Consider the following 24,250-nt stretch of genomic DNA (forward strand, 5'->3'; position numbering starts at 1 on the left):
GGTAGCCACGTCATGATCCCCCGTCGGCCATGAACGACGCGCTCCACCACGACGACCAGACGCCGCGCCTCAGCCGTCGTCACCTCCTGGCCGCGGGCGGCGCCGGCGTCGCCGCCCTCTGGCTGGCGCCGATCGGTGGCGTGGCCGAGGCCGCGACGCTGCGCCCGGAGCTCAAGCGCGCGACGTGGCTCGGGCTCGCCGATCCCGCCGTGACCGTCGACACCGGGGGCCGGCCCGTCGCGCTCCGGCTCGTCGAGGTCGCCGACCTGCCCGTCGCGACCGTCCTCCCCGCGTTGCACGGGCACGACGGCGCGTTCGCCCTGCGTTTCACGGGGCCGGCCGGGCTGCCCCAGGGCACCCACGCGCTGCGCCACGCCGAGCTCGGGGCGTTCGAGCTGTTCCTCGTGCCCGTGGGCGGCGCGGGCGCCGGCCGGCGCTACGAGGCGATCGTCGACCGCACCGTGCGCGTGGCGGGCGTGAACGAGGAGGGGACGCCGGTGCGGGTCTCGGTCCCCGATGCGCGGGGCGCCGCGCCGCGCGCCGACGCGCCGGCGACCCCGGCCGTCACGGCGGCCGGAACGCCCGTCGCCCGTACTGCGGCGCCCCGGCCCCGCCGTCGACCGCGGGTGCGACGCCTGGCCGCGCGGCGGGCGACGGGCCACCGCTCCGCGACCCTCGACCTGTCCGTCACCGACCTCGGCACGACGCGCACGGTCAACGCGCTGCTCCTCGCGCGCGGTCGGGTGGTCGGGCGCGGCGCGCTCGCCGTCCGTCCCGGACGGCCCCTGCGGGTGCGGGTCGCGGCGTCCCGGGGCAGGCTGACCTCCGGGCGGCACGAGCTGGTGCTCACGCTCGTCGACGCCCAGGGCCGCATCACGCGCATCCGCCGCCGGGTCCGGCTCGTATGACCGACCTCTCCGCCCTGACCGTCGACGACTTCGCCGCGACCGTCGGCACCCCGTACGCGTTGGACGTCGGTGCCGCCGGGACGCTCGCGCTCGTGCTCCGCAGCGCCACGCCCGCGGCAGCAGCGACGACCGGCGCCCCGCGCGAGCCGTTCTCCCTGCTCTTCGTCGGGCCCGCCGACCCGATGCTGCCGCAGGCCACGTACCTCCTGACCCACCCGGAGCTCGGCGAGTTGCCGGTCTTCCTCGTGCCGGTCGGCCGGGACGCCGACGGCGCGCGCTACGAGGCCGTCTTCGCCTGACCGTCGCCCTCCCGCGGAGGGCGCAGGAGCGTGAGGTAGGCGGCCGGACCGTCGCCGGGCTGCGCGTCGGCGGTCGGGCGGAACCCGAGGCGGCCGTACAGCCGTTGCGCCGGGTTGCCCGCCGCGACCTGCAGCGTCACGGGCACGGCGAGGTCGTCCGCCCGCGCGAGCACCGACCGGAGGATCGTCGTGCCGATCCCCCGGCCCCGGTGCTCGGGCAGCAGTGCGACGTCGACGACACGGAGCTCGTCCTCGGCGTGGTCCACCGCCAGTCGCCCCACCGCGACGCCGTCGAGCTCGACGACCTGGGACGACGCGTCCGGATACGCGGCGGCGTGCTGCTGGGTGCGGGCCCGGTGTTGCTGCGCGACCAGCGCCGTGCGCGCCGGCACGGGCAGCGGGAGCGCCAGCAGGTCGTCGCGGGTGCTCGCGTAGAGGCGCTCCAGGAACGGCGCGTCGTCCGCGGTCGCGGGCCGCAGCGCCACGGCGCCGCGGGCGGTCACTGGCGCTGTGGGAAGACGCCCTGCAGGGCGATGCAGTAGTTGATCGCGAGGACGGGCGGCATGTTGTTGTGCCCCTCGGTGCTCCCCACGGGCGCCAGCGTGCCGGCCGCCATCCACACGCGGTCCGCGTTCGGATCGGTGCCGTAGGGGCGACCCGGGGCCGCCCGGGCCAGGGCGCGGTCCGGTCCGGGGGTCTGGAGCTCGGCGGGATCGCTCGACGCCTGCAGGACGTGGGTGTGCTGCGGCATCTCGGCCTCGAGCAGGATCACCTGGGCCGAGCCCGACTCCTGACCGAGGGTGTAGTTCGACAGCCCGTTGCCCTGACCCGTCCCGATCGGGGCCCGGCCCTTGAGGTTGGGGAGCGCGAACGTCGACTTGCCGTCGCCGCCGTAGGCCGTGCCGAGCAGCGAGAAGAGCGCGGTGTTCTGGGAGATCGGCATGAGCTGGCCGTCGCAGAACGCCCAGCCCTTCGGGGCGAAGGTGAACGGGAAGGGGCGGATCTCCGCCACGAACGGGTCGGCCATCAGGTGGGTGAGGGGAAGATGCCGAAGAGCGAGATGATGTAGGTCATCGCGAGCGACGGCATGAGGTTGGAGTGGGGTTGGGACTCGCCCGTGGGCGTCACGAGGTTGGCGGGCAGCGCGGTGCCCGGCGAGTCGCGGATGAACATCGTCACGCCCGGCGGGCTCGCGACGACCGCGTGCTCCGGGCTGCCGAACGAGCCGGGTGCCGTCGAGGCGGCGAACGTATGGGTGTGGACCGGGATCTGCTGCGCGCTCAGCGTCTCCTGCTCCGTGCCCGCGGCCTGGGAGAGCGGGTACGACCCCTCGGGGGCCGAGCCGAAGTGCACGGCCGCGCGGCCCCGCAGGTCCGGCATCCCGAAGTTCGACTGCCCGTCGCCCCCGTAGGTGGTGCCGATGAGCTGGTAGAGCGTCTCGTTCTCGGCGATCGGCAGCAGGCTGCCGTCGCACGACTGCCAGCCGACGGGCACGAAGTCCCCGGCGAAGAGGCGGATCTCTCCGACGTACGGTTGCGCCATGGGTCAGTTCTGGCTCGGGAAGATGCCCTGGAGCGCGATGCACCAGTTCAACGTCAGGTACGGGGACATGTTGTTGTGCGGCTGGCTGCCGCCGACGTTCGAGACCGTGGCGGGCGCGAGGGACGTCAGGTCGCTCGGCGGGGCGTAGACGTTGTTGGCGGCCGCCAGGACGGACGGCGTCGGGCTCGATCCGGTGACGGACGTTCCGCCCACCGCGTGCTGGTGGCTCGGCAGCTCCGACATGGTGATGGTGTGCGCGGCCTCGCCGAAGCGCGCCCCGAGAACGGTCCCCGACGTCGCGTCGACGTGGATCGGCGCACGCCCCTGCAGGTTCGGCAGCGCGAAGTTCGTCTGGCCGTTCCCGCCGTAGGTCGTCCCGAGCAGGGCGAACAGCGCCTGGTTCTGGTTGATGGGGAGCAGCTGCCCGTTGCAGAACGCCCACCCTTTCGGCGGGAAGTTAAAGCTCATGAGCCGCAGCTCGGACATGAAGGGCTCGGCCATCGGCGGCGAGCTTACAGGTGCAACCGGGCCCTGCAAGAGCGGATTCTCCGCGGGTCGATCCCCGTCCGGCCGCGGTCGGACGCTGCGCAGGTGAACAGATAGCCAACGATCGTCCAGGGTGGCTAACGGCGTACTCCGTATCGGTGTACGCTCCTGCGCGCAGCGGTGCCGGACTCGTCGGTCGAGCCCAGATCGCCGGGAACCTGCGCACCGCACCATGCCCCGATCGCTCCGTCCCGTCGTCCCCACCCTCGCCGTGGTGGTGGGACTCGTCGCCGCCCTCCCCGCGGGCGCCTCGGCGGACACCTCCTCGTCGGCCGCCGCGCGCAAGGCGGTCGCGGCGCTCGGCGTGCGGAAGGGCACGAAGCCTGTCGTCGTCTTCCGTCAACCGCGGCCCGTGCCGGCACGGACCGCGATCGGGCAGGCCGGTGCGTCGACCGCCGCCCGCGCCGACGCCAGGCCGGCCCGGGAACGCAAGCTCCGGCGCGCCGGGGTCACCGTCACCTCGGCGCCCGTCGTGACGCGGACGGGCAGCGAGGCCGCGTGGCTGTTCTACGCCGACGAGGCCCCCTACCAGGCCTACCAACACCGCGGACGGGTGGTCCTCGTCGGGCAGCGCACCGGGCGGGTCACCGTCACGCGTGCCCTGCCCTGGCCGCCCGTGATCGCGGGGCGGCTGCCCGTCTTCCTGCGGTCCTACGAGGCCTACCGGGCCAAGCGCCATCGCGTCTTCGTGCGGGCCTACCGGCTGCGGGGGAGCGCCCCGACCGCGAAGGTCCGGACGGACACGTTCGCCGGCCCGCTCGCCGCGCCGCTGCGCGACGTCGTCGGCGCCCTGCGCTCCGTCTCCGACGCTGCGCCCACCGCGCGGGCCGCGGACAAGCCGGCGGACCCGGCCGCCGCTGCCGCCAGCAAGGCCGCCGCCGACGCGCTCGCGGCCGAGCGCTCCTGCGCCATCCGCGTCAGCGACACGCTGGGCGACTTCTACGACGTCGGGCCGGTCGACCGCACGCGCGCCGAGCTCGGCACGGTCTTCGAGCGGCTCGCCGGCCAGAACCCGGGCTTCCGCACCGCGCGCTACCGCTACCTCAGCGGCACGACGCCCGCCGGCTTCGTCGCCCGCGCCGTGCGCAACCAGGGCTGCAAGGACGTGCTCCTGTACCTCGGCGGCGGGGGCTACGCCGACGGCGCGCCGGCCGTCAACGTCGGCACGCGCAGCGGCGCGGGAGGGCGCATCGAACAGCAGCTCGTGACCGCGACCGACGTGCGGGCGATGCTGCGCGCGCACCGCGACGTGACGTTCAAGGTGCTGATCGACGCGCCGTACTCCGGCGCGTTCCTGCCCGTGCTGCGCGGCGAGTCGAACCTCGTCCACTTCGCCGCCTCGTCCGGCGCGGGGGAGGGCAGCTTCACCGCGCTGTCCGACGTCACCGACGCCCAGGGCCGCCCGGTGCCCAACGCGTACAACGCGGGCGGCCACCTCGAGTTCACCAACCGGCAGCTCGAGGGCCTGAAGTGCTTCCTGTCGCGGCCCGACGAGGTCGCCGCGGCGGCGCGGGCCAAGGCCGAGGGGCGCACGCGCTCCTTCTTCGCTTGGATGCTCGCCCGCTCCTTCGCGCTCTGCGCCGAGGGCAGCCTGACGGACCTCATCGACGGCGCGCCCAGCCCGGTCATCGACGTCGACGGCGGCATCCCGCCCGCGCCGCCGAAGGGGCCCTCCGGCCCGCCGACCCCGCCCGTGCCACCCGCCCCGGTCAACCGCGCCCCGTCGGCCGTCGGCACGACGCTGGCCACGACCGAGGACACCGCGGTCTCGGTCACGCTCGCGGGCGCCGACCCCGACGGCGACCCGCTGACCCCCGCCGTCGCCGACACGCCCACGAAGGGCACGCTCAGCGGCGAGGGCGCCACGCGCGTCTACACCCCGTCCGCCGACGCGACCGGGACGGACACCTTCACCTTCACCGTCTCGGACGGCCGGGCCGGCTCGGCGCCCGCGACGGTCACCGTGCGGATCGACCCCGAGAACGACGCGCCCCGGATCACGCCCGGGGCCGGCACCTCCACCTTCACGGAGGGCGGCGCGGGGGTCGCCGTCGACCCGCAGGTCGTGCTCGTGGACGTCGACGACGACGAGCTCCAGGGGGCCACCCTGGCCGTCGGCCCCGGCTTCGCGGCCGGCGAGGACGAGCTGCAGTTCGCCGACACCGCGACCATCACCGGTGCCTACGACGCCGGCACCGGCGTCCTGGCGCTGACGGGCACGGCGACGGTCGCCGACTACCAGGCCGCCGTCCGCTCCGTCCGCTTCGCCACCTCCGGGGCGAACCCGTCCGCGGCGCCCCGCGAGATCTCGATCCGGGCCACGGACGGCGAGCTCCAGAGCACGCCTGCCGTGCGGACCGTCGCCGTCGCCACCGTCAACGACGCCCCGGTCCTGGGCGGCGGCGGCACCACGGCCGCCTACACCGAGGACGACGCCACGGGTGTCACGGTCGCGCCCGCCCTCACCGTCGCCGACGTCGACAGCCCGACGCTCGCCTCCGCCACCGTGCGCATCACCGGAGGCCTCGTGGCCGCGGAGGACCGCCTGACCTACGCGGACGCCGACGGCATCGCCGGCAACTACGACGCCGCCACGGGCGTCCTGACCCTCACGGGCTCCGCGACCCTCGGGCAGTACCGGGACGCCCTGCGCCGCGTGCGGTACCGCAACGTGGAGGGCGGCGACCCCTCCACGGCCACCCGCACGTTCTCCCTCGCGGTGAACGACGGCGCCGACGCCGACGCCGTGAGCAACACGGTCACGACGACGGCCACCGTCGCCGCGGTCAACGACGCGCCGACCGTCACCGCCGGCGGCACCACCGCCACGTTCACGGAGGACACCGGCCCCGCCGCCGTCGATCCCGGCCTGATCGCCGACGACGCCGACGACGCCACGCTCGCCGGCGCGACCGTTCGGGTCGCGGGCGGCGCCGACGCACCCCGCGACGCGCTCGCCCTGCCCACGACGCCCGGGCTGACCTCGAGCTACGACGCGGCGACGAGCACGCTCACGATCACGGGCACCGCCAGCACGGCCGCCTACCAGGCCGCGCTGCGGTCGGTGACCTTCGCCACGACGGGCGACGACCCGTCGACCGCCCGCCGCGCGGTGCGGTTCACCGTCACCGACGGCGACCTGACGTCGGACGTCGCCGACGCCGCCGTCGACGTGGTCGCGGTGAACGACGCACCCGTCCTCGGCGGCGGCGGCAACACCGTCACGTTCGAGGAGGACAACGTCACGGGCGTCCCCCTCGACCCGAGCCTGACGGTCACGGACGTCGACTCCGCGACCCTGGAGTCCGCCACCGTGACGATCACCGCCGGCCTCGTCGCCGGCGAGGACCGCCTCGAGTACACCGACGGCGACGGCATCGCCGGGGCCTACGACGCGGCCACCGGGGCGCTCACCCTCTCGGGTACCGCGACGAAGGCGGAGTACCAGGCCGCGCTGCGTCGCGTGCGCTACCGCAACACGAACACGGCGACCCCGTCGGACGCCGTGCGCACCGTCCAGTTCCGCGTGAACGACGGAGCGGCGTCGAGCAACGTCTCCACGGCCACCGTCACCACGGTGCAGGTGACCCCGTCGAACGACCCGCCGACGGCGACGCCCGGCGGCGGCACGCCGACCTTCACGGAGGGCGGCACGGCCGTCGTCGTCGATCCGGGCCTGACGCTCGATGACGTGGACGACACGAACCTCGTGGGCGCGACCGTCACGGTCAACGCCGGCTTCGTCGCCGCCGAGGACCGCCTGGCGGTCTCGACGGACGCCAGCGGCATCACCGCGAGCTACGCCTCGGCGGCCGGCGTCCTCACCCTCTCGGGCTCGGCCACCGTCGCCCAGTACCAGGCGGTGCTGCGCACGGTGACCTACGAGAACGTCAACGGCACGAACCCGTCGCCGACGTCGCGCGGGGTCCGCATCGTCGTCGACGACGGCGACCGGACGAGCGTCCCCGCGACGACGACGGTCGCGATCCAGACGGTCAACGACGCCCCGGTGCTCACCACCACGGCCGGGCTCTCGGCCTACGTCGAGGACGACGACCCGGTCGCCGTCGACCCCGGTCTGACCGTCGCCGACATCGACCACGCCACGCTCTCCGGCGCCACCGTCACCCTGGACGCCGGCCAGCTCACCACGCCGCAGGGCCGCCTCGCCTTCGTCGGCAGCGGCGGGATCACCGGCGTCTACGACACCCTGACGGGCGTCCTGACCCTGAGCGGGACCGCGAGCGTCGCGAACTACCAGGCCACGCTGCGCTCGGTGACGTTCGAGGATCCGAGTGACACACCGAACACCACGAACCGCCTGATCACGTTCCGCGTCACGGACTCCGCCAACGCCGCCAGCGCGAACGCGACCAAGGGCGTCTCGGTGACGCCGACGAACGACCGGCCGGTCACGACGGCCGGCGGCGGCAGCCCGGTCTACACCGAGAGCGGACCCGCGGAGACGGTCGATCCGGCCGTGACGGTCAGCGATCCGGACAGCCCGGTGCTGGACTCGGCGACCGTCTGCCTGTGCATGAATTTCGCCCAGGGCGAGGACGAGCTGGCCTACGACCAGGGCACGAGCACCATCGCCGGCACCTATGACGCCGCCACCGGCACGCTGACGCTGACCGGCTCGGTGTCGGCCGCGGAATACCAGGCGGCGCTGCGTCGCGTGACCTACAGCAACTCCTCCACGCAGCCCTCGACAGCCGCGCGGCGGATCGACATGCGGGTGTCCGACGGCCCGCTCACGAGCACGGCCGCGTCGACGACGCTGACCATCGACCCGATCAACACCGCCCCGACCCTGACGGGCGGCGACAACACCGTGGCCTACACCGAGGACGACCCGGCGACCGTCCTCAACGCGTCCCTGGCCGTCACCGATCCGGACGACACGCAGCTCGACGGCGCGACGGTCCGCATCACGGCCGGCTTCGCGCCGGCCGAGGACCGCCTGCTGTTCACGAACGCCGGCGCCATCAGCGGCAGCTACGACGTCTCGACGGGCCTCCTGACGCTCACGGGCAAGGACACGCTGGCCAACTACCAGGCCGCGCTGCGGTCGGTCCGCTACCGCAACCTGAACACGACAGCGCCCAGCACGGCGCCGCGCACCGTCGGGTTCGTGGTGGACGACGGCGACGACGAGAGCGCCGCGGCGACCACGACGGTCACGGTGGCTGAGGAGCCCGACGTCCCGGTCGTCACGCCCGGCACGGGCAACGTGTCGACGTTCGTCGAGGACGGCTCCCCGGTCCTCGTGGACGACACGGTCACGGTGACCGACGTCGACAGCACGGTGCTCTCGGGCGCCACGGTCTCGATCACGACCGGCTTCTCCAGCCCCCAGGGCGACACCCTCGAGTTCACGAACCAGAACGGCATCGCCGGCTCGTACAACACGGCCACGGGCGTGCTGACGCTCTCCGGCACGTCGAGCGTCGCGAACTACCAGGCCGCCCTGCGCTCGGTGCGGTTCGGCAACACGAGCCAGGCGCCGACCGGTTCTCGCACCGTCACGACCATCGCCCGCGACGACACGTCGACCGCCAGCGCCGGCGTGACCCATGCGGTGAACCTGCAGGGCGTGAACGACGCCCCGACGCTCGGGGGACCGGGCGCACTCGCCTACACCGAGAACGACCCGGCCACGTCGATCGCGCCGGCGGCGACGCTCACCGACGTCGACAGCGCCACGATGAGCGGGGCCCGGGTCCGGATCACGACCGGGCTGAACCCGGCGGAGGACGTCCTGAGCTTCGCCGACACGGGCGGCATCACGGGCAGCTACGACGCCGCGACCGGCACGCTGACCCTGAGCGGCGCCGCCAGCACGGCCGACTACCAGGCCGCACTGCGCAACGTCCGCTACCGCAACACGTCCGACGCGCCCTCCGAGGACGGCCGCACGGTGGTCTTCGAGGCCACGGACTCCGGCACGCCCGGGCTCACCGCCACGAGCACGTCGACGGTCGCGGTCACCGCGGTGAACGACGCGCCGACCACGGTCACCGACACCGACAGCGCTGTGGGCAACACCCGCCTGGCGCGCGGCGTCGCGGTGCCGGCCGGCGAGGCCGGCAAGGCGAGCTCCGGGCCGAGCGTCGTGGCCAACGACACCGACATCGACGGCCCCGGCCCGATCACCGTGGACCCCGCGGCGTCGTCGGCGACGAGCTCCCAGGGCGGCACGGTGGGCTGGAACGCGGACGGCACGTTCGTCTACGTCCCGCCCACGGGCTACACCGGCACCGACACGCTGACCTACCGCGCCACGGATGGCGACGCCGCCAGCAACGGCACGGTGAACGTCACCGTCGCCGAGCGCGTCTGGTACGTCCAGAACACGGCGACGGCGAACGGCACGGGCCGCTCGAGCGCCCCGTTCGACACCCTCGCCGAGGCCGATGCCGCGGCGGACGCGGCCAACGATCGGATCTACGTCTTCCGTGGCACGGGCGACACCACCGGCCTGACCGGCGGCGTGTCGCTGCTCGACGGCCAGCGGCTGATCGGCGAGGCGCAGGACCTGCAGGTCGGCGCCGACGTGCTCTACGACAGCGCCCCTTCGCAGCGGCCCTCGGTCGCCGGCTCGGTGGCGGTCGAGGACGGCAACACCGTCACCGGCCTGGCCATCGACGGCGGAGGCGGGGCGGCGATCGCCGGCAACGGCGACGCGGGCGGCACGCTCGCCGACCTGCAGCTGACGGCCGGGGCCGGTGGGACCGGCCTGGCGCTTTCGAGCACCACCGGCACGTGGAACGTCTCCGACACCACCGTGGTCGCGACGTCTTCGGGCGAGGGCATCACGCTCGCGAACGCGGGCACGGTCGCCTTCGCCTCGGCCGGGACGGTCAGCGTGAGCACCACCAACGGCCGCGGTCTCACCGTCGCGGACACGTCGCTCTCCGGGACGATCGACAGCACCACCGTTCAGGCGTCGCCCACGACGGGCGTCTCGCTCACGAGCACGACGGGCTCGCTCGTCCTCGACGACCTCAACCTCACGACCACCGGTTCCGGGCTCCTGCTCAACGGCGCGATGGGCGTCACGGTGAACGCGTCCGGCGACGCCGACGTCACCTCGGCCGGCCCGGCCGTCGACCTGAGCAGCGACGCCGCAACGCCGCCGGTTCAGCCGAAGGTGGCGCTCGACCAGGTGACGTCGACGGGCGGCGCGAACGGGATCCGCCTCTCGAACATCGGGACCGGGACCTTCACCGCCAACGGCGGCAGCCTCAGCGGGCACGTCACGGCCGAGGTCTCCGTGGCCGGCGGGTCCGGCGACGTGACCTACCCCGGCACCATCGGCAACGGCGCGGGCCTCAGCGCCCGGGTGCACAACCGGACCGGCGGCACGGTCACGCTGGCGGGCGCGATCAACGACACGGCGGACGCCGGCGGCGGCATCGCCTCGAGCGGGAGCTCCGGCGGCACGGTCCTGTTCTCCGGGGCGACGAAGACCCTCAACACCGGGGCCTCGAACGCCGTCGACCTGTCGCTGTCCGGCGCCGCGGCCGTGCGGTTCACGGGCGGCAGCCTCGACATCGACACGACGTCCGGCACGGGCCTGCGGGCCTCGGGCGGCGGGACGGTCGGCGTGACCGGCGCGGAGAACACGATCGCAGCGACGGCGGCCACGGCCCTCGACGTCAACGGCCCCGACATCGCCACGGGGGACCTCACGTTCCGGTCCCTGAACTCGGCCGGCGCCGTGAACGGCGTGCGACTCGCCGACACCGGCACGGACGGCGGCCTGAACGTCACCGGCTCGCCGGTCGGGACGCCGGCCGTCGGCAGCGGCGGCACGGTGTCGGGCGCCTCGGGTGCGGGCTACGACCTCACGAACGCCAGGGACGTCCGGTTGGCGGGCGTCACGGTCCAGAACGGCCAGGACGACGGCATCCGGGGCACCGGGGTCAACGGGTTCGCTCTGACGGCGGGCTCGCAGATCCTCGCCAACGGCAACGCGGACCAGGAGCGTGGCCTGGACTTCACCGAGCTCGCCGGCGTGGCGACGCTCACGGGCGCGACGGTGACCGGCAGCGCGGACGACAACATGGCCGTTGCGAACGACTCCGCGACGCTGTCGAACCTGACGGTGGACGGCGGCACGGTCGGCCTCAACGATGCGACCGACGTCGGCGAGGACGGGATCCGGCTGCAGAGCAACGGCACGGGAGCGTTGACCGCGACGATCCAGAACGTCACGTTCGACCGCAACCGCGGCGATCACGTCCAGGTCACCACGGACGGTTCGACCTCGGCGACGCAGAACGTGACGATCCAGAACAACACGCTCCGCGCCAACGGCAACCAGCCCAACACGCGGACGCTCGGCGGCGGGATCACCGTCAACGTGTCCGGCAGCGGCGCCACGACCGCCACCGTCTCCGGGAACGACATCGAGCGGGCGAACGATTCGGCCATCCTGGTCAACTCGCCCCTGGGGAGTTCCCGGACGGTGCGGGCGACCGTGCGGAACAACGTGATCGGGACCGCGGGTGAGGTCAACTCGGGCTCGTACTCCGGCGACGGCATCTTCGTGAACGGCCACGGGGCCTCGATCATCAATGCGCTCATCCAGGGCAACGACGTCCGGCAGCACGGGGCCGTCGGAATCGACGTGCTCCAGAACGACGGCAACGGGACGGTCAACGCCACGGTCGTCGGCAACACGGTGGAGGAGACGGGCCCGGACGGGACGGGGGCGATCCGGGCGGTGATCGGCAGCGCCGCCGGGGACGTAGGCACGTCGTGCCTCGACATCGGCTCTTCGTCCGACGCGGTGCGGAAGAACAAGGTCGCAGGGACCGCGCTGAACGGCGGATTCGACATCCGGCTACGCATGGCCGGTGACCCGGGCAGCACCGCGAACCTCGTGGGCTACGGCGGCGGCCCGTCGGACACCGGCGCAGTCGGCGCCTACCTGCAGGCCCGCAACAACCTGGGCGGCACGCCCACCGTGAGCGCCACGCAGCGGGTCGCCGGCATCGTGTTCGGGCCCGCGGCGTCCTGCCCGCAACCGTAGGACGCCGACGGCGGGGACACGCGGCGGACGCGCCCGCCGTCGGCCGCGGTGCCCGTGGTGGCCCTCAGCCGTCGGCCGCCGTCTCCAGCGCCGCGATGTCGAGCTTGCGCATCGTGAACATCGCGGCCATGGCCCGCTGCGCCCGCGCCGGGTCGGAGTCGTTCAGGAGCTCCTCCCACCCCGCGGGTACCACCTGCCACGAGACGCCGAAGCGGTCGGTCAGCCAGCCGCACTGGCCCTCCTTGCCGCCGTCGGCGGTGAGCGCCGCCCAGTAGCGGTCGACCTCGTCCTGGTCGCGGCAGGGGATCTCGAGCGAGATCGCCTCGGAGTGCGGGAACTCGGGGCCGCCGTCGATGGCCACGAAGGCCATCCCGTCGAGCTCGAACGTGACGGTCATGACGGTGCCCTCCTCGCGCGGGGCGTTCGGGCCGTAGCGCGTGACGGCGGTGACGCGGGAGTTGGGGAAGATCCCGCAGTAGAACGCGGCGGCCTCCTCCGACTCGCGGTCGAACCAGAGGTTGGGCCTGATGGTGGGCATGGTGCGGTCCTCTCGAGGGGTGCGTACGTCGAGAGGACCGCCGGACCGACGGGAACTCATCGGTGGGCCGCCAGACCCCGGCCGGGAACCTGCGTCTCCGGGCCGGAGCTGTGTCATCGCCCGGGAGGGCCGGCGCTCCCCGCGCCGGCCGGGCCGGGTGGCCTAGAAGAAGTGGTCCTGGCCCTGCTGCTGGACCGCGGTCTGGAACGCGTCGGCCGCCTTGAAGCAGAGGCCCCGCTGGAGGGCCTCGACGTACTCGCGGTCGAAGATCTCCTCGCACTGGTGGTCCATGTTGCTGCCGAAGCGCGTGTCGATGGACGCCCGGCGGGACTCCGTCGGGTCCAGCTTCAGGCCGTCGGAGTTGGACCCGTAGTTGCGGTAGCCGAAGTCGTGACGGTCGCAGGACTTCTGGAACAGGCCGGCGTAGTACGACACGGGCTTGCCGCGCAGCCACCCGCCGGCGCCGACCTCGATCTCGAGGATCGCCTTCGGCACGCTGCAGCCGTTCTTGTCCCAGATGATCTTGCCCCTGAACTTGTTGTAGTACCGCCCGTACCGCGGGCCGTAGACCTGCTCGTAGGCGACCTTCTCGACGATGCGGGCGAGCTTGGCGCGGCTCGGGCCCTTCGGCTTCGGGGGCGCCTGATCGCACCGGGGGACGCCCGGGATGAACCCGTCGGTGTAGGTCTTGAGGTGCGCGTCGGGCACGTAGAGTCCCCGCACCCGCGTCCAGACCGTGGAGCCGTAGGCCGCCTCGCCGGTGGTCTGGCACTCGATCCGCACCCACTGGCCCTGCTTGACGTGGTCGACCTTCGCGCGGGGCTCGAGCTTGGGGGCGGCGCGGCCGTCGAGGTTCGTCTGGACGAGGTAGCGGTTCGCAGCCTGCCACGGCCCGGGGGCGGTGACCCTGGCGGCCGACGCGGCGGCGGGCGGCAGCGTGGCGGCGGCGGTGACGGCCAGGCCGACGACGGCCAGGCGACGGAGGGTGGACGGGGACGGGGAGGGGGACATCTCGGCTCGCTCGGGTGGGGGGGTACGGGGTACGCCGCGACCTTTCCACCGCTGTGGCCTCGCGCCGAGGGCGCTCTCACGAGCTTCTCAGCGCTCGTGAGGCGACCATGAGAACGCCACGCGCCGCCGTGTTGACGACCGGCCCTCCGCGCTGACCGATCCCTCCGCGCCGCCGGCCCGGCTGTCGGGCCGGGCCGACCTTCAGTCCGTGTGGCTCGCCGGCCCGAAGGACAGCGTGCGGATGACCGGCTCGCCCGCGGCGTCCGAGGCGTCGAGGTCGACCTCGGCCACGAACTGGAAGTCGTGGTTGCCCTCCGGGTCGTCGACGAGCTGGCGCACGCGCCAGCGGCGATGTCCCTCGCCCGCCGACGGCGGGTCCTTGTCGATCAGGAGCAGCGCGGGGGAGCGGGCGGCCGGGCCGGCGTTCAGCTCGTCGTACTCGTCCCAGTACGCGTCGAGCGCGTCGCGCCAGGCGGGGGCGCGCATCGCGATCTTGCCCGGCGGGTCCGACAGCGCGGCCGCCGCGGCGTCGAGCGACGCGAGCTCGTCGGCCCGGTCCCGCGACGCGAGGCGGACCTTGAGGAACATCGCGTTGCGGATCATCACCGCGAAGTTCTTCGCGTTGCCCGTGATGGGCCGCGGCGGGGGCGGCGGCGCGCCGGCGGCGGCCGCGGCCGAGGCGGCGTCGACGGCCTCGGGGTCCGTCAGGGCCTCCCACTCGTCCAGCAGGCTCGAGTCCGTCTGCCGCACCGTTTCGCCGAGCCACTCGATGATCTCCTCGAGCTCGGGCGTCTTGACCGCCTCCGGCACCGTCTGGCGCAGCGCCCGGTAGGCGTTGGAGAGGTAGCGCAGGAGCAGGCCCTCGGAGCGCATCACGCCGTAGTGGGCGACGAACTCCGTGAACGTGCGGCCCCACTCGTACATGTCGCGCACGACGGCCTTCGGCGACAGGTCGCTCTCGCGCACCCACGGGTGGGTCTCGCGGTACGTCCGCAGCGCGTCGAGGAGCGGCTCGCCGAGCGGCTTGGGGTACGTGACCTGCTCGAGCAGCTCCATCCGCTCGTCGTACTCGATGCCCTGCGCCTTCATCTCGGCGATCGCCTCGCCGCGCTCCTTGTTGGCCTGCGCCATGAGCACGGGGAAGGGGTCGTCGAGGATCGCCTCGATGACGGAGAGGACGTCGAGGGCATAGGTCTCGGCCTCGGGGTTCAGCAGCTCGAACGCCACGAGCGCGAAGGACGCCAGCGGCTGGTTCAGCGCGAAGTTCTCCTGCAGCTCGACCGCCAGGCGCAGCGTGCGGCCGTGCTCGTCGGGCTCGTCCATCCACTGCAGCACCCCGGCCTCGACGAGCTCGTCGCCGAGGGTCTGGGCCTGCTCCGCCAGCCGCATCCGGCCGGCGTCGTCCTCGTGGTTCTCCTCCATCAGCGCCCGCATCGTCACGACGGGGTCGGCGGGCTGGTTGACGACGTTGAGCAGCATCGCGTGGTCCACCCGCATGCGGGAGACGAGGGCCTCGGGCGTCGCGTGCTTCAGCCGCTCGAACGTCTCCTCCGTCCACTGCACGGCGCCGTCCTGCGGCTTCTTCGTCTGGACCTTCCGGCGCTTCTTCGGGTCGTCGCCGGCCTTCGCCAGCGCGCGCTGGCGGTCGATGACGTGCTCCGGGGCCTGCACGACGACGTAGCCCGCGGTGTCGAACCCTGCGCGGCCGGCGCGGCCGGCGATCTGATGAAACTCGCGGGCCTTGAGCAGGCGGTGCTTCGTGCCGTCGTACTTGGCCAGCGCGGTGAAGACGACGGTGCGGATCGGCACGTTGATGCCGACGCCGAGCGTGTCGGTGCCGCAGATGACCTTGAGCAGCCCGGTCTGGGCGAGCTGCTCGACGAGCCGCCGGTAGCGGGGCAGCATGCCGGCGTGGTGCACGCCGATGCCCGAGCGCACGAGCTTGGAGAGCGTCTTGCCGAACCCGGCGGTGAACCGGAACGCGCCGATCGCCTCGGCGATCGCCTCGCGCTCGGCCTTCGAGACGAGCTTGGCCGACATGAGCGACTGCGCGCGCTCCATCGCCGAGGCCTGCGTGAAGTGCACGACGTAGAGCGGCGCCCGGTCCGCCTTGACCTGCTCCTCGAGCAGCTCGTGCAGCGGCTCGACGGACCAGTCGTAGTGCAGCGGAACGGGCCGCTCGGCCTGGTCGATCAGCGCGGTCTCACGGCCCGTGCGGCGGGTGAGGTCGTCCGAGATCCGGGAGACGTCGCCGAGGGTGGCCGACATGAGCAGGAACTGCGCCTGGGGGAGCGAGAGCAGCGGCACCTGCCACGCCCAGCCGCGCTGCCCGTCGGCGTAGTAGTGGAACTCGTCCATCACGACCTGGCCGACGTCGGCCTTCGCCCCCTGCCGCAGCGCGATGTTCGCCAGCACCTCGGCCGTGCAGCAGATGATCGGCGCGTCGTCGTTGACGGCCGCGTCGCCGGTCAGCATGCCGACGTTCTCCGCCCCGAAGATCGCGCAGAGGGCGAAGAACTTCTCGGAGACGAGCGCCTTGATCGGCGCGGTGTAGAACGTGACGCGCCCCTCGGCCAGCGCCGCGAAGTGCGCGGCGATCGCGACCATCGACTTGCCCGAACCCGTCGGCGTGGCGAGCACGACGTTGTTGCCGGAGAAGAGCTCGATCGCGGCCTCCTCCTGGTGCGGGTAGAGGTTCAGTCCCTCGTGGGCCGCCCAGTCGGTGAAGGCCTCGTAGAGCGCGTCGGGGGACGGGTCGGACGGGAGGGCGGAGACGAGCTTCATGGGACCGGGGGGACGGTATCGGTCAGCGGCCCGCCGGCCCGCGGCGCGCTACGAGCAGCCGCCTCCGAACGTCGCGCGCTGCCCGCGCATCCGCGCCTCGACGACGCCCGCCCCGGCGTCCCAGCGGAAGGCGCTGGCGAAGGCGTAGAGACACCCGTCGGAGTCCCCCGGGTCGCCGGGGACGACGCCGATCGCCAGCGAGGTGCGCAGGCGCTCCGCCACCGCGGGGTCGGCGGGATGCACTGCGGCCACGGCCACCGACCCGTCGCGGTACAGGGGCGTGCCCGTGCCGTCCGCTCCCTGCAGGGTGAACTCCGCCTGCGGATCCGGGGTGGCGCCCACGACCACCGTGGTTCCGTCCGCGACCCAGGCGACGTCCCCGCCGCTGGCCACCGCGAGGGCGTCGACCCGTGCGGACCGGCGCGGCACCCCCGGCGCCGTCGCGGGCACGGCGGGCACGGCTCGCAGCTCGCGGCTGGGCCAGCGCAGGTCGAAGAGCGAGACCCGGTCCGTCCGCGCGTCGCCGGTGCCCCGCGGGGTGGTCCAGGCGACCGTCTCGCCGTCCAGGCGCACGAGCCCGGTCGGCACGCGCGTGAGGACCGACGTCCGCGCCCGGCCGCTGGGCAGGACGGTGCAGCCGTACGTCACCCCGCGCGAGCGCCAGACCCGCGACTCGGGCCGGGCCTTCGGACCCACGACGGCCAGGGTCCGGCCGGCCGTGGAGCACCGCTTCTCCGCCGGGGCGGCGTCGGCGGGCGCGGGCCAGCACGCCGCGGCGACGGCCAGGGTCAGCGCGGCGACGGCGGCCGCGTGCGGCCCGGGCCGCACGCTCCGTCGTGGACGGCCGGGCCGAGCGGGGTCGAGGCTCATGTGTGCACGCTACACCCGGGGGTTCCCGCCGTTCGCGGTCGCGGGCCGGCGGGCGTCGGCCTCCGGGTGGTGTGGGGGAGGGTCGCCTACGTGAGGGCGGCGTGAGAGCCGGTCGCCCGGCCCACGGCCGCCCGCCTAGGGTGCGGGCATGTCCCCGCGTACTGCGTCCCCGTGCCGGCCCCACACCGCCCCGACGGCCTCGATCGGCGGCCGTTCCATGCGCCGGTCGTCGGTGCTCGTCGCCGCGCTGCTGCTCGGCCTCGGCGCCGCGGGCTGCGGCTCCGGCGGCGACGCCGGCACCTAGGGCGCAGGCGGCGGTGGCGCCGAGGGCGGGGTCCCCGGCAAGGACGAGGGCGCCGTCCGCGACGCCCTCGGGCGCACCGCCGCGGCCATGAAGGAGGCGAAGACCGCCCGCATCGCCAGCGTCTCGAAGCAGGCGAGCGGCGAGACCATCAGCCAGGGCACCGGCACCGTCGACCTGGTCGAGGACCGGTACCGGGCGTCGGCGTCGATCGGCGACGGAGCGAAGGCCCTGAAGGCCGAGACGTACGTCGAGGGCGGCAAGACGTACACGCGGATCCCCGTCGGCGACGCGGGGTGGACCATCGACGACGCCACCCCCGCGACGCTGGCGAGCCCCGTGTCGCTGTTCGGGCGGCTGTCCCGGGCGACGATCACGTCGGTCGGCGACACGCAGCAGCTCGGCGGCGCCACGTGCCGCTCGTTCGCGGGCACGCTCGCGCTCGTCGCGTTCGCGGGCGACACCGCCTCGCGGTCGGGCACCGACGCCGAGCGGCTGCGGGACGCCCCCGATATCACCATCCGCGGCTGCGTCGACGGCCGCGGCCTGCTCCACGCGTTCGACTACGACGTCGACTTCTCGAAGCTCGTGCCGAACGGCAAGGCCACGCTGAAGGTCTCGAGCACCGCGCGGATGACGGACTACGGCACCGCGCCTGCGCCTGAGCGCCCGGCGGGGCTCGACGCCGCCGAGCCGCTCGGGGGCTGACCCGGCGCGGCGGCCGCTCGTTCGCGGCCGCCGTCGCCCCCGCCTGCGCCCCACCCGGGCGCGAGGCCCGCTGGGCGGGCGAGCCCCGCTAGCGGCGGGCGACCTTCAGCGGCACCGTGACGGTCCGGGCGCGGATGCCGGTGTCGCCCCGGTAGGTGACGGCCAGGGCGTGGCGGCCGGCGCTGCCGAAGCGGCTCAGCCGCAGCGTGGCGCGCCCGCCCCGGACCGTCGCGCGGCCGAGGACCCGGTCACCGACGCGGACGACGATCCGGCCGGCGGGACGCAGACCGGGCGCGGTGACACGCACGCTCACGCGGGACCGCGTCCGTCCGGCGACGATCCGGCCGGGGGCGACGGCGGCCGTCACCTTCGGGGTGGTGCTGCGGACGACGACCGTGGAGGTCGTGGCGGATCCCGCGACGCCGGCGTCGCCGGCGAAGCGGACCGTGAGGCGGTGGCGGCCGGGGCGCAGCGCGGTGCCGGGCACCACGACGCGCGCGACGCCGTCGCGGACGCGGCCGGTGGCCAACGGCTCGCGGCCCTTGCTGACCGCGACCACGCCGGAGGCGGCCCCGGCGACCCGCACGCGGACGGTGGCCGCCGTGCCGTACCGCGCGCTGCCCGCGGCGGCGAAGGTGCGGGAGGGCTTGGTGCCCGGACCGCCGGGGGCCGGCGCGCCGGGCGCCGCCGCACCGGTGGCGGCGCCGCCGACCGCCGGGGGCTGCGGCGCATCCGCCGCCGGGGTCGCGGTCCCGTCAGCCGGGCTCGGGGTCCCGTCTGCCGCCGGGGTCCCGGTCCCGTCCGGGCCCGCCGGGCGGCCGAGGGAGAAGCGGTCGAGGACCTTCGGGCGCACCGTCGGGGTACGCACGTCGTAGATGTAGGAGACGACCTCGTTCTTCGCCGTGTCGAGCACCGTGAAGACGTTGTGGTCGTTGCTCTGCACGAACGGCATCGGGACGCCGTTGGGCGCTAGCATCGGGCTGTCCGTCGGCAGGATCGGCGCGAGGCCGCCGGGGTTGCCGATCGACATGTAGTTCGACGCGAGCCACGGCGCGGGCGGCAGCGGCCGCGAGCGGCCGCTCAGGTGGTGGAACGCGCCGTAGGTGTTGCCGGTGTTCGAGGTCTCGAGGAAGTGGGTGCCGCCGGCGCCCTGGAAGCGGTTCCACAGGTGGCTGTGGCCGTTCTGGACGAGGTCGACACCCGCCTGCTCCAGCATCGGCTGGAGGTCGTTCACGAGGTGGTTCTCGGACGACGGGTACTCGTAGCGCACGCCCTCGAGCGCGCCGGTGGCGTCGCGCTCCTCGGTGCGGACGGGGTCGGTGAAGACCGGCATGATGTTGTCGCCGAGGCCCTGGGGACCCTCGTGCAGCATCGCGACGCGGAAGCGGGCGTTCTTGAACTCGGGGCTCTGCAGCTCCTTCTCGAGCCACTTCAGCTGCTCCGACTCCGCGTCGACGGGCTCGAAGATGTGCTCCCCGTATCCCTGGGCCAACGGATCGGTGAGGCTCGTGCGGCTCTCCTGGTACCGGGTGGACGACGCGCGGTCCGCGGGGGCCGGGTTCGCCGTGCTGCTGCGCCAGATGCGCGTGGAGTACAGCGAGATCAGGCGGACGTCGCCGATCGTGATCGCGTAGTAGGTCTCGCCGCCGGGGGAGTCGCTCGGCAGGGTGAAGAGCTCCTCGTAGGTGGAGGTGCTGAAGGAGTTCTCCCGGATCCAGTCCTCCTTGATCTGCGGGTCGCGGCCCGGGTTCACGGTGTCGGCGGCCGCGGCGTACGCGCGCTCGACGATCGCGCGCGGGACGGGCGCGTTGAACGACCCGCCCAGGGTGGTCGCGCCGGCCCGGCGGCCCTGCACCTCGTGGTTGCCGACCGCCGGGAAGATCGGGGCGTTCTGGATGATCTCGGCGCCCTTGTAGGTCTCGCCGTGGGTCGACACGCGCCCGCCGCGGCCCTGCAGCACGGGGAAGAACGCGCTGCCGCGGGTGTCGTCGAACCACTCCGAGGCGCGGTCGGGGATGTTGGCCAGGTCGCCGGCCATGAAGACGGCGTCGATGTCGCCGATCGTCTTGGCGGCCATCTCGAGGTTGGCCGGGGTGTTGACCATGGCCTGGTGGTCGCTGGTCAGCAGGATCCGCTGGCCCGCGCCCTTGGGCGGCGCGGGGGCGAGCCGGAACGCGCCCGAGCTCACGTACGACCCGTCCCGCCCCGACACGACCCGGTACGGGGTCTTGCGGCCGGGGGTCAGCCCGTCCACGACGGCCTCGTGCCGCCAGACCTCGCGGTCCACGATGCCCGCGCCGACCGCCGGCTTGCGGTCGGCGGGCAGGAACGACGCGCTGTCCTCGCCGACGCGGCTGAGCCGGCGGCTGGACGCGGGGACGACGCGCACGCCCGGGGCGCGCCCCGTCCGCGCGGCGTCGGCGGCCGCGCCGGCGGAGAGCCCGCCTACGCCGTCGCCCACCAGGACCACGTGGTCGGCGCCGCGGAACTCCGTCATCCAGGCGACGGTCACACCGTCGGCCGTCGGCAGCTGCAGGAACGGGTCCGTCAGCAGCGTCGGGTCGCCGGCGGGCGCCTGGGCGTGGGCCGCGGTCGGCGCCGCGGCCTGGTGGGCGACGACGGTCGTCCCCGCGCCGAGGGCGAGGCAGGAGAGGGCGGCGACGGAGGAGAGGCGTCGGGGGAAGCGGGTGGTGGCGGTGCGCACGGAAGAGGTCCGATGGAGGGGGCGGCTGCGGGCCCGGCCGAGGATCCAGTGCCGAGGGGGCCCGGGTGTGACGTGGTGGTGACCCGTCGGACGAATCGCCTGCCGGTCCCTTGGCTACGGGGCCGTAGTTTCGCTACGCTACGGATCCGTAGCCACCGGCCTCGCCCGTGCCCCTCACGCAGGGGTCCGGAACGACCCCGGTGCTCCATCCCACCGAGCAGGGAGCAACCCGATGAGCACCACCGCCCCGAGCACCCGCACCCACGACGACGAGTACGAGGCGATGCTGAGGACCCTCTCCGAGGGCTCCGTGCACGTCCACTTCGATCCGTACGAGGACATCGCCTGGGACGCCCCGGAGATGCAGATCGACCCGGCGGACCCGCGCTGGATCCTCTCCGCCGACCTCGATCCGCTCGGCGCGACCGCCTGGTACCAGGCGCAGCCCCGCGAGCGCCAGATCGAGATCGGCCGCTGGCGCGTGACGAACGCGATCAAGGTCGGCGGCGCGTTCGAGAGCATCCTCATCCGCGGGCTCATGCACTACGCGATGGGCCTGAAGAACGGCTCGCCCGAGTTCCGCTACTGCCTCCACGAGATGACGGAGGAGTGCAACCACATCCAGATGTTCCAGGAGCTCGTCAACCGGACGGGCACCGACGTGCCCGGGATGCGCCCGACGTTCCGGGCCGCCGCGCCGGTCCTCGGCTTCGTCGGCGGCTACCTCCCCGTGCTCCTGATGGTCGGCATCCTGGCCGGCGAGGAGCCCATCGACCACTACCAGAAGTCGATCCTGCGGGAGGGGGCCGAGATGCCCCCGGCGGTGCTGCGGACGATGGAGATCCACATCGCCGAGGAGGCCCGCCACATCTCCTTCGCCGACGAGTTCCTGCGCCTGCGGATCCCGCGCATGAGCCGCGTCCAGCGCCTGGGCCTGTCCATCGCGTTCCCGGTCATCATGCGCTGGCTCGCGGGCGAGATCATGACGATGCCGCGGACGATCAAGAAGCGCTTCGCCGTGCCGGACGACGTCTACCGCGAGGCGTTCTGGCACAGCCCGCACTCGCAGCGGGTGATGGCGTCGTACTTCGGGGACATGCGCGCCCTGGCCACCGACGTCGGCCTGATGAACCCGATCGCCAAGCGCGTCTGGAACCGCCTGGGCATCGGCGGCGCGCCGTCGCTCTACCGCGGCGAGCCCGACCGCCGCGCGAAGCTGGTGGCCTGATGCCGCACGTCGTCACGCAGTCGTGCGTGGGCGACGGCTCGTGCGTCTTCGCCTGCCCCGTCAACTGCATCCAGCCGACCCCGGACGACCCGGCGTTCGAGCTGGCCGAGATGCTCCACGTCGACCCGACGGCTTGCGTGGACTGCGGCGCGTGCATCAGCGCGTGCCCGGTCGACGCGATCAAGCCGCACTCGCAGCTGACGGAGGCGGAGCGCGCCTTCGAGGTCATCAACGCGCAGTACCACGCGACCCCGCGGCCCCGCCCGAAGATGGCCCCGGTCCGCCCGCCGCTGCGGGTGCGCGACCGCGGCGAGCCGCTGCGCGTGGCGATCGTCGGCTCCGGCCCCGCCGCGATGTACGCGGCGGAGGAGCTCCTGACCGTGCCCGGCGCGCGGGTCGACGTGTACGAGCGGCTCGACCGTCCGCACGGGCTCGTGCGCTCCGGCGTCGCTCCGGACCACCGCCGCACGCGCCGCGTCAGCCGGCAGATGGAGCGGATCGCCGACCACCCCGGGCTGACGCTCCACCTGGGCGTCGAGGTCGGACGCGACGTCACCCACGAGGGCCTGCTCGAGGATCACCACGCGGTGATCTACGCGGTCGGCGCGGCGTCCGACCGCAAGCTCGAGGTCGCGGGCGCCGATCTGCCGGGCGTGGTCTCGGCCACCCAGCTCGTCGGCTGGTACAACGGCCACCCCGACCACGCCGCCCGCGCCATCGACCTCTCGTGCCGTCGCGCGATCGTGATCGGCAACGGCAACGTCGCCCTCGACGTCGCCCGTGTCCTGACGATGGACCCCGAGGCGCTGGACGGCAGCGAGATCGCCCCGGAGGCGCTCGAGGCCCTGCGGGCAAGCCGGATCGAGGAGGTCGTGGTCGTCGCGCGCCGCGGCATCGAGGGCTCCGCGTTCACGCTGCCCGAGCTCGTGGGCCTGCGCGCCACGCCCGGCGTCGCGGTCGACGTGGAGGACTCCGAGCTGGCGGGCGTCGCGCCCGGCAACGCGAAGATCGACCTGCTGCGCGAGCTGCCCGCGGCCACCGACGGGGACCGGACGATCGCGCTGCGGTACCGCCGGGCGCCGGTGCGCGTGGTCGGCGGCGGGACGGCCGTCGGCCCCGAGGCCGGGAGCGACGCCGTCGCCGGGCTCGAGGTCGAGCGGACGACGGTCGACGCGACCGGCGCCGTCGTCGGCACGGGGGAGACCGAGATCCTCGACGCCGGCCTGATCGTCACCTCGATCGGCTACCGCGGGCTGCCCGTCGGCGACCTGCCCTACGACGCGGCGCGGGGCGTCGTGCCGAACGCGTCCGGCCGGGTCGTGGACCCCGCCACGGCCGAGCCGCACCCCGGCACCTACGTCGCGGGCTGGATCAAGCGCGGGCCCTCCGGGTTCATCGGGACGAACAAAGGCTGCTCGCAGGAGACGGTCGCGGCGCTCGTGGAGGACTACAACGCCGGACGGCTGCCGTCGCCGGTGATCGAGCCCGAGCCGGAGCCGGCGGCGCCCGGGCGGCGCGAGCGGCTGCGGGCGCTGGCCGGGGAGCTGCTGGCGGCGCGGGGCTGAGGGGGCAGGGCCAAGGGGCGGGGCTGTGGGGGCCGACTGGAGGGCGTCCGCGGGGGTGAAGTTGCCCTCCACGGTGGTGACGGAGGCGACGAGCCCTGGGTCGAGGTCAGCACGCGGGGAGTGTTCGCGAGGATCCGGGCGGTGCGTTCTTGCGCCCGACAAGCCCGTATGTATATGGTGTACGCGACGCCCGCCGGTGGAGCCGG

General features: G+C 74.1%; 16 protein-coding genes. 7 read left to right on the forward strand and 9 right to left on the reverse strand.

Features of this window, described 5'->3' with window-relative positions:
- Positions 1–29 precede the first annotated feature (29 nt).
- Positions 30–908, forward strand: coding sequence for a DUF6916 family protein (locus F593_RS22680; protein ID WP_022927743.1), 879 nt, complete (start codon positions 30–32; stop codon positions 906–908).
- Positions 905–1,207, forward strand: coding sequence for a DUF6916 family protein (locus F593_RS0105445; protein WP_022927744.1), 303 nt, complete (start codon positions 905–907; stop codon positions 1,205–1,207). The genes F593_RS22680 and F593_RS0105445 overlap by 4 nt, the downstream gene beginning before the upstream one ends.
- Here F593_RS0105445 and F593_RS0105450 read toward each other — a convergent pair.
- From F593_RS0105450 to F593_RS0105465, 4 genes are read right to left on the reverse strand one after another with little or no spacing between them, the layout of a single operon-like run.
- On the reverse strand, positions 1,186–1,710 hold the full coding sequence (locus F593_RS0105450) for a GNAT family N-acetyltransferase (RefSeq protein ID WP_022927745.1): 525 nt from the start codon (positions 1,708–1,710) through the stop codon (positions 1,186–1,188). The two genes, F593_RS0105445 and F593_RS0105450, sit on opposite strands and share 22 nt — an antisense overlap.
- Positions 1,707–2,234, reverse strand: a complete 528-nt coding sequence (locus F593_RS0105455) for a phage tail protein (protein ID WP_022927746.1) — start codon at positions 2,232–2,234, stop codon at positions 1,707–1,709. The genes F593_RS0105450 and F593_RS0105455 overlap by 4 nt, the downstream gene beginning before the upstream one ends.
- Complete coding sequence (locus tag F593_RS0105460; protein WP_022927747.1) at positions 2,234–2,749, reverse strand: phage tail protein; 516 nt, start codon at positions 2,747–2,749, stop codon at positions 2,234–2,236. Before F593_RS0105460 ends, F593_RS0105455 begins: the two co-directional genes overlap by 1 nt.
- Positions 2,750–2,752: 3 nt before the next feature.
- Positions 2,753–3,250: a phage tail protein gene (locus F593_RS0105465; RefSeq protein WP_022927748.1), complete on the reverse strand. Its 498-nt coding sequence runs from the start codon at positions 3,248–3,250 to the stop codon at positions 2,753–2,755.
- A gap of 217 nt (positions 3,251–3,467) precedes the next feature.
- Here F593_RS0105465 and F593_RS0105470 point away from each other — a divergent pair, with 217 nt between their 5' ends.
- Positions 3,468–12,335, forward strand: coding sequence for a tandem-95 repeat protein (locus F593_RS0105470; RefSeq protein ID WP_084629505.1), 8,868 nt, complete (start codon positions 3,468–3,470; stop codon positions 12,333–12,335).
- 64 nt (positions 12,336–12,399) lie between these two features.
- Here the strand turns inward: F593_RS0105470 and F593_RS0105475 are convergent, their stop codons facing one another.
- The 4 genes from F593_RS0105475 to F593_RS0105495 form a co-directional block, all read right to left on the reverse strand.
- Positions 12,400–12,873, reverse strand: a complete 474-nt coding sequence (locus F593_RS0105475; protein ID WP_022927750.1) for a VOC family protein — start codon at positions 12,871–12,873, stop codon at positions 12,400–12,402.
- Between the two features lie 162 nt (positions 12,874–13,035).
- Positions 13,036–13,884, reverse strand: a complete 849-nt coding sequence (locus F593_RS27825; RefSeq protein ID WP_022927751.1) for a phospholipase A2 — start codon at positions 13,882–13,884, stop codon at positions 13,036–13,038.
- Between the two features lie 201 nt (positions 13,885–14,085).
- On the reverse strand, positions 14,086–16,668 hold the full coding sequence (locus tag F593_RS0105485; protein ID WP_022927752.1) for a DEAD/DEAH box helicase: 2,583 nt from the start codon (positions 16,666–16,668) through the stop codon (positions 14,086–14,088).
- Between the two features lie 48 nt (positions 16,669–16,716).
- Positions 16,717–17,538: a hypothetical protein gene (locus tag F593_RS0105495; RefSeq protein WP_157251592.1), complete on the reverse strand. Its 822-nt coding sequence runs from the start codon at positions 17,536–17,538 to the stop codon at positions 16,717–16,719.
- Positions 17,539–17,686: 148 nt separating this feature from the next.
- On the opposite strand from F593_RS0105495, the gene F593_RS29775 reads away from it, so the two are divergent.
- Both F593_RS29775 and F593_RS0105505 read left to right on the forward strand, forming a co-directional pair.
- Entirely contained in the window at positions 17,687–17,842 is a 156-nt protein-coding gene (locus tag F593_RS29775) for a hypothetical protein (RefSeq protein ID WP_022927754.1), read from the forward strand.
- Positions 17,843–17,929: 87 nt separating this feature from the next.
- Positions 17,930–18,547, forward strand: a complete 618-nt coding sequence (locus F593_RS0105505) for a hypothetical protein (RefSeq protein ID WP_022927755.1) — start codon at positions 17,930–17,932, stop codon at positions 18,545–18,547.
- An 88-nt stretch (positions 18,548–18,635) separates the two neighbouring features.
- Here the strand turns inward: F593_RS0105505 and F593_RS29780 are convergent, their stop codons facing one another.
- The gene (locus F593_RS29780) at positions 18,636–21,251 is read right to left on the reverse strand and encodes a metallophosphoesterase family protein (protein ID WP_022927756.1); all 2,616 of its coding nucleotides are present in this window, start codon (positions 21,249–21,251) and stop codon (positions 18,636–18,638) included.
- Between the two features lie 232 nt (positions 21,252–21,483).
- On the opposite strand from F593_RS29780, the gene F593_RS0105515 reads away from it, so the two are divergent.
- Together F593_RS0105515 and F593_RS22695 are read left to right on the forward strand one after the other, a co-directional pair.
- Positions 21,484–22,479 (forward strand): AurF N-oxygenase family protein, encoded by a 996-nt coding sequence (locus tag F593_RS0105515; protein ID WP_022927757.1) that lies wholly within the window; start codon positions 21,484–21,486, stop codon positions 22,477–22,479.
- The gene (locus F593_RS22695) at positions 22,479–24,044 is read left to right on the forward strand and encodes a 4Fe-4S binding protein (RefSeq protein WP_022927758.1); all 1,566 of its coding nucleotides are present in this window, start codon (positions 22,479–22,481) and stop codon (positions 24,042–24,044) included. Before F593_RS0105515 ends, F593_RS22695 begins: the two co-directional genes overlap by 1 nt.
- Positions 24,045–24,250 lie beyond the last annotated feature (206 nt).

It is taken from the genome of Patulibacter americanus DSM 16676 (genome assembly GCF_000420025.1).
Lineage (GTDB): Bacteria > Actinomycetota > Thermoleophilia > Solirubrobacterales > Solirubrobacteraceae > Patulibacter > Patulibacter americanus.

Bases quoted from the DNA above. Each gene is read 5' to 3' on its own strand.
- F593_RS22680 (WP_022927743.1), top strand. From the start codon at position 30: ATGAACGACGCGCTCCACCACGACGACCAGACGCCGCGCCTCAGCCGT.
- F593_RS0105445 (WP_022927744.1), top strand. From the start codon at position 905: ATGACCGACCTCTCCGCCCTGACCGTCGACGACTTCGCCGCGACCGTC.
- F593_RS0105455 (WP_022927746.1), bottom strand. From the start codon at position 2,234: ATGGCCGACCCGTTCGTGGCGGAGATCCGCCCCTTCCCGTTCACCTTC.
- F593_RS0105460 (WP_022927747.1), bottom strand. From the start codon at position 2,749: ATGGCGCAACCGTACGTCGGAGAGATCCGCCTCTTCGCCGGGGACTTC.
- F593_RS0105465 (WP_022927748.1), bottom strand. From the start codon at position 3,250: ATGGCCGAGCCCTTCATGTCCGAGCTGCGGCTCATGAGCTTTAACTTC.
- F593_RS0105470 (WP_084629505.1), top strand. From the start codon at position 3,468: ATGCCCCGATCGCTCCGTCCCGTCGTCCCCACCCTCGCCGTGGTGGTG.
- F593_RS0105475 (WP_022927750.1), bottom strand. From the start codon at position 12,873: ATGCCCACCATCAGGCCCAACCTCTGGTTCGACCGCGAGTCGGAGGAG.
- F593_RS27825 (WP_022927751.1), bottom strand. From the start codon at position 13,884: ATGTCCCCCTCCCCGTCCCCGTCCACCCTCCGTCGCCTGGCCGTCGTC.
- F593_RS0105485 (WP_022927752.1), bottom strand. From the start codon at position 16,668: ATGAAGCTCGTCTCCGCCCTCCCGTCCGACCCGTCCCCCGACGCGCTC.
- F593_RS0105495 (WP_157251592.1), bottom strand. From the start codon at position 17,538: ATGAGCCTCGACCCCGCTCGGCCCGGCCGTCCACGACGGAGCGTGCGG.
- F593_RS29775 (WP_022927754.1), top strand. From the start codon at position 17,687: ATGTCCCCGCGTACTGCGTCCCCGTGCCGGCCCCACACCGCCCCGACG.
- F593_RS0105505 (WP_022927755.1), top strand. From the start codon at position 17,930: ATGAAGGAGGCGAAGACCGCCCGCATCGCCAGCGTCTCGAAGCAGGCG.
- F593_RS0105515 (WP_022927757.1), top strand. From the start codon at position 21,484: ATGAGCACCACCGCCCCGAGCACCCGCACCCACGACGACGAGTACGAG.
- F593_RS22695 (WP_022927758.1), top strand. From the start codon at position 22,479: ATGCCGCACGTCGTCACGCAGTCGTGCGTGGGCGACGGCTCGTGCGTC.